Source organism: Kytococcus sp. HMSC28H12, assembly GCF_001816045.1.
GTDB classification, from domain to species: Bacteria; Actinomycetota; Actinomycetes; order Actinomycetales; family Dermatophilaceae; genus Kytococcus; species Kytococcus schroeteri.
The window spans coordinates 1-7,685 of sequence record NZ_KV824616.1; the positions used below are offsets into that span (position 1 = coordinate 1).

Genomic DNA, 7,685 nt, shown 5'->3' on the forward strand with positions numbered 1-7,685 from the left:
CGGGCGCCCGGCGGCGCCGATGCCGCCCACGCAGACGCCGTGGGGGCCGGTGGACACGTTCACCGGACGGCCCCGGCGCTGAGCCGGCGCTGGGGCCGAGGGCGGCGTCGTCACTGCTGGGTGGCGGCGTCGCCCTTCGCGTCGGGGGCTCCGTCGTCCGCGGTCTCCTCGCTGGGGTCGGAAGGGTTCTTCGGGGCGAAGGTGGAGCGCAGCGCGGCCAGGGCGGCGTGGGCGACCACCACCCACGGGAACCACCCGGTGAGGGTGTCGGGGGTCTGGCCGGTGGCGTCGGCGAGCCAGGGCCAGGAGCCCACCAGGTTGAGCAGCTCGTCGTAGGAGAAGAAGAGCACGAAGGCGGTGAGCCAGCGGCCGGTGAGCAGCTGGCCCAGCCCGGGCACGAACCACGAGGCGGTGCCCGCGAGGGCGGCCCACGCCAGGCCCCAGAACCAGTGCCCCGGGGAGGCCAGGCGCTCGGCCACGGTCTGGGTCGGCTCGCCCTCGGTGGTGGTGGGGTTGAGCGTGGGCGTGGTGGCCGCGGGGCTCTCGATGCCGTGGCGGGCCTGCGGCATGGACGGCACCGTGGTGGCGGAGCCGGCGCCGTCGGTGACCACCTCGCCGGTGACGGCCTGCGAGGTGGTCGACGTGGCGCGGTCGCCGAGCATGCGGGCGGCCTGCTCCTGCCGGCGACGGGCGGACTCGGCGTTGAGGTACTCCAGGTACGCCTGCGGGGTCATCTGATTGGGGTCCACGGCCATGGGCCGGATTGTCGCCCACGGCGTTACGGCGCAGGGTCCGACCGCGGGGTGGGGTCAGGTGCGCAGACGTCTTCGCTGCTACATAATAGCCACAAGATCCGTCGAGCCGATGGATCCCCACGCAATGCAGAAACCCACTCCGCAATTATCCGCAGGGGCAATCAACTAGTGAGCATGGAACCGCAGCGCAGTCGCCCCGATGCTGCCGTGAGTAAGCGATTCGCGAGTCGAGCACGGAGTCACACCGGCCCTGAGATTTCCTTGAGAAAGGAGCTCCACAAGCGCGGCTTGCGCTTCCGAGTTCAATATCGGATTTCGGGGATCCCTCGGCGAAGGATCGATATAGCATTTCCTCGCTGGAAACTTGCCGTATCAGTGGATGGCTGTTTTTGGCACGCCTGCCCCGATCACTGCAAGACCCCAGCAACAAACCATGACTGGTGGAGGTGGAAGTTCGAGACCAACATTTCTCGCGACAAGGACACGGATGCTCGACTCGGCGAACTCGGCTGGACGTCAATTCGCATTTGGGAGCACGAGGAACCCGTCACAGCCGCCGACCGGGTGCAGAAGCAACTCAACCGCCTCCGGGAAGGATGACCGCGAGCACAGCCCAGCAGGCGCCACACCCGTCTTCCCACACACCACACGGGCCCGGTAGACCTAGCCGTGCCGCCTGAGAACTAGACACCTAGGGAGCAACATGGGACCCACCCCACCCGAAGATTACGACCGCTGGCTCAGTGCATTGAGTGCGGATGAGATCGAGAGGCTGTTCCGCGAGCGGGGCTGCGACCGCGTCCTGACGAAGCAACTGGCCGCACGCCAAGATAACGACAAGAACCAAGTCTACGCAGCCAACGACCTCGCAGCGATTGCAGCCATCCCTTCCGGTGAGACCGCGGCTAGCGCGACCCAGAGCAGAAAAAACCATAAACAAGGCGAGACAAAGTTCACCTCCCCCGTCAATTGGAATTGGCTAAGCCCCACGGGAGAGTCCCCCGCACCAGGGGCGAAACTAATTTATTACCCCCAGTACCCCGAGGTGCGAATCTCTGGCCTGCTACAGGGTTCACCGAATCCTCCCCGCAGCCTCTACGCTCGCGCACTGCGGGGGCAGGAAGCTGGGCGCCTCCTCCTCGTAGGAACCAAGGCTGAGGCCAGCGACAGCAGCCTTCCGAGCCCAGTTTGGGCACTGCTCCTACCACCCGAGTCCGTCGCTGCACCCAGAATCCTTGACGCAACGTCATCCGATCAGGTCGGCGCCTTCCATGTGTGGCAACTTGGACACAAGTCCCCCTCCTCTACCAAAGACTCCCTGATCCACACGCTCCAGGAGATTGCCGGGCGGGGCTGGGTCGCCGGCCAGAAGCTCAATAGGGGAGGGATCCAGCCCTATAACGCCCAGAATGGCGGAGGGTACACCTTGGAAGCACTTTGCGGAGTCGCGGCGAATGGCGCAGCCGAACCCGATTTTCTCGGTTGGGAACTGAAAGCCCACGGGCGGTCCGGCCGCGCGCTCACCTTGTTCACTCCGTCTCCGACCCTTGGGAGCATTAAGACTCTCCCACCCCTCGACTTCATGAGGATGTACGGCCGCCCTCGAGGCGATGACGTGATGATCGCACGACGGTGGGATTTCACAGGAAGGCACACAACTCTTTCCACGACCAGCTCGACAGGACTCCGGCTAGCACTGATGGGGTGGGACGGAAAGAAGCAGGTTGACCCCGACGGGGGCGTACATCTTATGAATTCCTCGGGAGAATGTGCCGCCGGCTGGACATTCGCCCGACTCATCGACCACTGGAAAAGAAAGCACGCACGCACGGCGTATGTCCCGTACGAAGCTCGGGAAATGAACGGGACACGATACTACCGCTATACCGGCGAGGTCCTCCTATGCACAGGGACCGACTTTTTTAAGCTCCTTCACGGCTACTCGTCGGGCAGCGTCTACTACGACCCAGGGCTGAAGCTGGAACTTCGTGACACTCCCAACGGTCCCACGTGGCGGCCAAAGACCCGCCACCAGTTCCGCGTTGGGTTCCGAAATCTTCCCCGGCTCTACGACTTGAGCGAAACGGTCACTATCGGACCTGTGGGCCCCTGACAGCCTCAGAGTTCCTCAGCGAGCAGCCGTGCAATCTCCTCAACCACCGGAACCACCACCGAGTTGCCGAACTGACGGTAAGCCTGTGTGTCACTCACTGGGATGCGGTAGGAATCCGGGAACCCCATCAGCCGGGCGCACTCACGGGGCGTCAGGCGCCTCGGGCGCTGCCCTTCACCGCGAGACACCAGGATCTCGGAACCGTCCTTGTGGTACCGCGCAGACAGCGTCCGGGCGACGTCATCGGGGCCCACCAAACCAAACCCGAACCCGTTGCCGGCCGACTGGTGCTTGCGCTTGTAGTCCTGTAGGTAGTTCCAGAGGTGATCACTCAACACGTACTTGGGGTTCACCTCCGCGGAGTCCCCCAGCGTGAAGTGTCCTTCCGGCTTCTCCACCCCGTTCTCGGGGTGGAGGATGTCCCTCATCCGCGGCGAGTCGTCAGGCACAACGAGCTGACCGAAGTCGAAGTCGGTCTCCTCCCGAAAGCCGACGATGAAGATGCGACGACGACCTTGGGGAACCCACGGACTCGCGTCAACGATCCGATGGCTCACGTGGTATCCGAGCTCCTCCGTCAACACCTTCATGATCGTGGCGAACGTCCGGCCCTTGTCGTGCGTGTGGAGGTTCTTCACGTTCTCGAGCAGGAACGCCTTCGGCTGCTTCGCGGCAATGATGCGGGCGACGTCGAAGAACAAGGTCCCCTGCGTCAGGTCCTCGAACCCGTGGGGCCGGCCGAGTGAATTCTTCTTCGACACGCCGGCGATGCTGAAGGGCTGGCAGGGGAAGCCCGCGACCAGCACGTCGTGGTCAGGGACGTCCTCCGCATTCACCTGGGTGATGTCTCCGGCAAACCCACCGTCCTCGTGCAGGCCGAAGTTCTCGAGGTACGTCCGCTGGCTGAACTTGTCCCACTCGGAGGTGAAGACGCAGCGTCCGCCGGCTCCCTCGAAACCAAGGCGAGTGCCACCGATGCCCGCGAAGAGGTCGATGAACGTGAACGACGCACGAGGGTTCTCCCGGACGAGCGTCGAGGCGGCCTGACGATGCACGCGCTGCGGCGGGACGACCTCTCCCTGCTGCCAACGACGCACCGTTCGCTCGGTCACCCCGAAGCGCTCCGCGAGCTGGGTCTGGGAGTAGGTGGAGGACAGGTGCTCCAGCGGGGTGGTCGCGTCGACGACATCGGTCATCAGGGGGCTCTCCTAGGTTGGCAGGCGGACATGATGTCCGCTTTTCGTCCCGCCGGCAACTTGGCGTGGGGCCACGCTAGGCGCCCCCACCGACAACCTCCCTGCGTCGCCGTGGAAGCTGGCAAGCTGCGCCCATGGCAGACAAGAACGACCTCAAGTCGTGGATCGTCGAGGCACTGGCAGCCATGGGCGGACACGCCCACTGGGTGGCGGTCGCACGCCACATCTGGGCCACGCACGAGGCGGATCTCCGCGAGTCGGGGGACCTGTTCTACACGTGGCAGTACCAGCTCGGGTGGGCGGCACAGGTCCTGCGCGACGAAGGCCGCATCGACAAGCCCGGGCGCGGGAACTGGACCCTTCGGGACCCCTTGGCCGGGGGACAGGAGCCCGCAAAGGGAGCCTGACCCCGGAACACCCCGGGCCACCCGCGCGTTCCCCACGCGCCACTCCCCCGACCCGGAAGGCACCAACGTGAGCACCGACCGCACGTCCACCCGCATCGTCCTGGCCAGCCGCCCCACCGGCGCGCCGGTGGCCGAGAACTTCCGCACCGAGACCGCCGAGCTGCCGTCCCTGGAGGACGGCCGGGTCCTGGTGCGCAACAGCGTGGTGAGCGTGGACCCGTACATGCGCGGCCGCATGGACGACCGGCCCAGCTACATCCCGCCCTTCCAGGTGGACGAGCCGCTCACCGGCCACGCCGTGGGTGAGGTCGTCGAGTCCCGCTCCGACGCCCTGCCCGTGGGCACGCAGGTCACGCACTTCGCCGGCTGGCGCGACCTCGCGGTGCTCAACGCCGCCGACGCCCGCGCCGTGGACACCACCTCGGTGCCCGACGCCGCCTACCTGGGCGTGCTCGGCATGCCCGGCCTCACCGCCTGGGGCGGCCTCACCCGCACCGCCGAGTTCCGCGAGGGCGACGCGGTCTTCGTCTCCGGCGCGGCCGGCGCCGTCGGCTCCATGGTCGGCCAGCTCGCGCGGCTCATGGGCGCCTCGCGCGTCATCGGCTCCGCCGGTGGCCCGGAGAAGGCCGCCCATCTGCGCGAGCTCGGGTTCGACGCCGCCATCGACTACCGCGCCGGCGACCTGCCCGGGCAGCTGGCCGAGGCCGCACCGGACGGCATCGACGTGTACTTCGACAACGTGGGCGGCGACCACCTGGAGGCCGCGATCGGCGCCCTCAACCCGCACGGCCGCGTGGCGATGTGCGGCGCCATCGCCCAGTACAACGCCACCGAGCCGCCCGCTGCCCCGCGCAACCTGGCGTGGGTCATCGGCAAGCGCCTCACCCTGCGGGGCCTGCTGGCGGCGGACTTCGAGGCCGAGAAGGACGCCTTCGCGGCGCAGGTGGCGCCGTGGGTGGCCGACGGCTCGCTGCACTGGGATGTCACCGAGCGCCACGGCATCGAGAACGCGCCCCAGGCGTTCATGGACCTGCTGGCCGGCGCCAACACGGGGAAGATGGTGGTGCGCGTCTGAGTCGCCCCGTCAGCGGGGTGGGTGGTTGCCCGGGCTGCCCGCGTCGGCCTCAAGCGGCCGGCCAGGGCAGCCAGGCGTCCACGACGAACTCGCCCTCCTGCGCCTGGGCGGAGAAGCGCCCGCCGGCCAGGTGCACGCGCTCCTGCATACCGGTCAGGCCCATGCCGCCACTCACCACGTCGACCGGCTCCTCGCCGGGGGCGGGCAGCCGGTTGACCACGCGCAGCGAGAGCCCCGCGCCCGCCTGCCCGCTGAGCGCGATGTGGACCGGCTGTCCGGGGGCGTGCTTGCACGCATTGGTGAGCGACTCCTGCACCACGCGGTAGGCGTGGCGACTCGCGGCCTGCGGCAGCTCCCCGCTGTCCAGGGTGAGGCGCTCGGGCACCTCGAGGCGCACGGTGCAGCCCGCCCCGCAGGTCTCCCCCACCAGCTCCGGCAGGTGGCGCAGGTCCGGCATCGCCGAGGCGGCCTGGTCCTCCTCGGCGATGTCGGAGCGCAGCACGCCGAGGATCTCGCGCAGGTCGTTGAGGGCCGTGCGCGCCTGGGTGGCGATGGTGGTGGACGCCTCGCGCACCTCCTCCGGGGAGAGGTCCTGCCGGTAGGCCAGCCCGTTGGAGTGCATGGCCACCACGGACAGGCGGTGCCCCAGGGCGTCGTGCATCTCCCGCGCGATGCGGGTGCGCTCGGCCATCCGCGCGCTCACCAGGCGGGCGGCGTGCTCGCGCTCGGCGCTGGCGGCGCGCTCGGCGGCGTGGGCGGCCAGCTCGCGACGGGCGCCGATGTTCCAGCCGAGCAGCACGAAGATGAGGCCGATGACCAGGGAGTACACGGCATCGGCGGCGAACGTGGCCCCGAGCTCCTTGCCCACGACCTCGGGGTGGAGCCACCGCTGCAACGTGTAGGAGTACACGAGGGTGGCCAGGGGCATCATGAGCATGCCCAGCACGATGGGGCGCAGGCGCTGGTAGGTGGCCAGCGAGACCATCGCGAAGAGGTAGGGCATGGCCGCGAAGCTGGAGACCACCATCATCGCGCCCAGCAGCAGGGTGATGGCCACCGGATGGCGGTGGCGCACCACGAACAGCGCGAGTCCGATGTGGCCGACCAGCAGGTCGAGCGTGCGGGCCTGCTCCTGGCGCTCCACGAGCGCCGGGTCGGTGAGGCTGGGATCGGGCCAGAACATGAGCGCCACGTAGCCCAGCCCGAGGGCCCAGACGGCGACGACGAGGGCGATCTCCGCCCAGCGCGAGTCCAGCGCCTCGATGCGCCCCTGGCGCAGGGACGGACGGGTGCCCGACACGAGCGCAGGGGTGGAAGACGTCATTGCAACATGATATAGGCCGTTCGGGCCCTCCGGGGACGTGGGCGGGAGGCCCCTCAGGAGCCCGGCTCGTGACCGGAGGACTCCCTGACCTGGTGCGAGGCACGGCGATTCGCCAGCGCCAGCGGGCCGATGGCGAGCAACGCGGTGAGGCACAGCAGCGAGGCCGGGAGGCCGTTGCCCACGGCGTACCGGGTGGCCAGGGTCACGCTCGCCACGAGGCCGACGAGCACCACCCCCATCGAGGCGATGACCCACGGCCGGGCGCGCAGGCGCACCGCGCGGCGGCAGCCGTCGCAGTGGGAGGCCTGGCGGTTGTCCAGCTGAAGGATGCCGGTGAGCCCATGCACCGGGCGGCCGGTGGCCCGCAGGTCGAGCCCGAGCACGACGAGCAGGAGCACCAGCAGCGCGCTCAGGAAGAGGGAGGTCGAGGTCATCGCGGCACAGCGTACGGGGCGCGGGCGGGTGGCTGGGACCGATGCAGGTTGGTACGCCTGTTGCATTCTGTTCGGTTTGCGTGTACGGTGGAGGTGGGTGCAGGGGAAGCACCCATGGGACGAGGTCCACCGAGGGGGTGACACGTGCGACGCATCCAGGACGTGCTGGAGGACGCCGGAGCGGTGGCGGCCGAGCTGGCAGGGGCGCGCGACCGGCTGTGGCAGGCCGGTGAGGGCGACCTGGACGCGGCCGCCCGCGTGCTGGGTGAGGTGGCCCGGGCCGCCGAGGCCCTCCTCGTGGGGGTGGTGGCCGAGGCGCAGGAGCGCGGCACCATCGCCGGCAGCCGGTGCGCCTCCGCGGCGGCGTGGGTGCGGGAGCGG

Annotated in this window: 8 protein-coding genes and 1 pseudogene; 5 read left to right on the forward strand and 4 right to left on the reverse strand. The window is 68.7% G+C overall.

The features are described 5' to 3' along the window. Positions 1-110 precede the first annotated feature (110 nt). A complete protein-coding gene (locus tag HMPREF3099_RS09770; protein ID WP_141762114.1) occupies positions 111-755 on the reverse strand; it encodes a hypothetical protein in 645 nt (214 codons plus the stop codon). 174 nt (positions 756-929) lie between these two features. On the opposite strand from HMPREF3099_RS09770, the gene HMPREF3099_RS12155 reads away from it, so the two are divergent. Both HMPREF3099_RS12155 and HMPREF3099_RS12160 read left to right on the forward strand, forming a co-directional pair. Beyond that, a complete protein-coding gene (locus tag HMPREF3099_RS12155) occupies positions 930-1,355 on the forward strand; it encodes a very short patch repair endonuclease (RefSeq protein WP_083323693.1) in 426 nt (141 codons plus the stop codon). 103 nt (positions 1,356-1,458) lie between these two features. Continuing rightward, on the forward strand, positions 1,459-2,868 hold the full coding sequence (locus HMPREF3099_RS12160; protein WP_083323694.1) for an MvaI/BcnI family restriction endonuclease: 1,410 nt from the start codon (positions 1,459-1,461) through the stop codon (positions 2,866-2,868). 5 nt (positions 2,869-2,873) lie between these two features. Here the strand turns inward: HMPREF3099_RS12160 and dcm are convergent, their stop codons facing one another. Then, positions 2,874-4,064, reverse strand: a complete 1,191-nt coding sequence (gene dcm / locus HMPREF3099_RS09775; protein ID WP_083323695.1) for a DNA (cytosine-5-)-methyltransferase — start codon at positions 4,062-4,064, stop codon at positions 2,874-2,876. 134 nt (positions 4,065-4,198) lie between these two features. On the opposite strand from dcm, the gene HMPREF3099_RS13530 reads away from it, so the two are divergent. Further along, complete coding sequence (locus HMPREF3099_RS13530) at positions 4,199-4,471, forward strand: hypothetical protein (protein ID WP_070705800.1); 273 nt, start codon at positions 4,199-4,201, stop codon at positions 4,469-4,471. A 67-nt stretch (positions 4,472-4,538) separates the two neighbouring features. Beyond that, positions 4,539-5,546: an NADP-dependent oxidoreductase gene (locus HMPREF3099_RS09785; RefSeq protein WP_070705801.1), complete on the forward strand. Its 1,008-nt coding sequence runs from the start codon at positions 4,539-4,541 to the stop codon at positions 5,544-5,546. 49 nt (positions 5,547-5,595) lie between these two features. On the opposite strand, the gene HMPREF3099_RS09790 is transcribed toward HMPREF3099_RS09785, so the two are convergent. Together HMPREF3099_RS09790 and HMPREF3099_RS09795 are read right to left on the reverse strand one after the other, a co-directional pair. Continuing rightward, on the reverse strand, positions 5,596-6,870 hold the full coding sequence (locus HMPREF3099_RS09790) for a sensor histidine kinase (RefSeq protein ID WP_083323696.1): 1,275 nt from the start codon (positions 6,868-6,870) through the stop codon (positions 5,596-5,598). 53 nt (positions 6,871-6,923) lie between these two features. Then, positions 6,924-7,304 carry a hypothetical protein gene (locus tag HMPREF3099_RS09795; protein ID WP_070705803.1) on the reverse strand — a complete coding sequence of 127 codons (381 nt, stop codon included), beginning with the start codon at positions 7,302-7,304 and terminating at the stop codon, positions 6,924-6,926. Positions 7,305-7,448: 144 nt separating this feature from the next. Here HMPREF3099_RS09795 and HMPREF3099_RS09800 point away from each other — a divergent pair. Then, a pseudogene (locus tag HMPREF3099_RS09800) lies at positions 7,449-7,685 on the forward strand (HNH endonuclease); the annotation flags it as partial.

What these genes read in the sequence shown, in the direction of transcription:
- HMPREF3099_RS12160 (WP_083323694.1), top strand. Translation starts at nt 1,459, where the DNA reads ATGGGACCCACCCCACCCGAAGATTACGACCGCTGGCTCAGTGCATTG.
- HMPREF3099_RS09770 (WP_141762114.1), bottom strand. Translation starts at nt 755, where the DNA reads ATGGCCGTGGACCCCAATCAGATGACCCCGCAGGCGTACCTGGAGTAC.
- HMPREF3099_RS09795 (WP_070705803.1), bottom strand. Translation starts at nt 7,304, where the DNA reads ATGACCTCGACCTCCCTCTTCCTGAGCGCGCTGCTGGTGCTCCTGCTC.
- dcm (WP_083323695.1), bottom strand. Translation starts at nt 4,064, where the DNA reads ATGACCGATGTCGTCGACGCGACCACCCCGCTGGAGCACCTGTCCTCC.
- HMPREF3099_RS13530 (WP_070705800.1), top strand. Translation starts at nt 4,199, where the DNA reads ATGGCAGACAAGAACGACCTCAAGTCGTGGATCGTCGAGGCACTGGCA.
- HMPREF3099_RS09790 (WP_083323696.1), bottom strand. Translation starts at nt 6,870, where the DNA reads ATGACGTCTTCCACCCCTGCGCTCGTGTCGGGCACCCGTCCGTCCCTG.
- HMPREF3099_RS12155 (WP_083323693.1), top strand. Translation starts at nt 930, where the DNA reads ATGGAACCGCAGCGCAGTCGCCCCGATGCTGCCGTGAGTAAGCGATTC.